Below are 220 nucleotides of genomic sequence, written 5' to 3'. Positions count from 1 at the left end.
GCGGCTTTTCAACCTAACGGAACGTTTAATCCTGAAGGTTCGACCAATGATATTGCGTTGGGTATGTTGACCATTACCGACGATGGCGAATGGACTTACGTCGTCGACAACGATGATGTGCAATATCTCGATGACGATGAATTTATCACCGAGGTTTACACGGTTACTGCGATTGACGGAACCACAAGTGAAGTGACAATCACTATTAATGGTGCTGATG

General features: G+C 45.0%; 1 protein-coding gene. It reads left to right on the top strand.

Annotation, left to right across the window (positions count from 1 at the left end; genetic code table 11):
* Positions 1 to 220 (top strand): VCBS domain-containing protein (locus AB4496_RS27845; protein ID WP_372133252.1); only part of this gene is annotated, 220 nt, incomplete at both ends.

This window comes from Vibrio sp. 10N.222.46.A1, from assembly GCF_041473595.1.
Taxonomy (GTDB): Bacteria; Pseudomonadota; Gammaproteobacteria; order Enterobacterales; family Vibrionaceae; genus Vibrio; species Vibrio tasmaniensis_A.
Note: the sequence above shows the minus strand (reverse complement) of the source record. Positions and strands in the feature narration are given on the sequence as shown.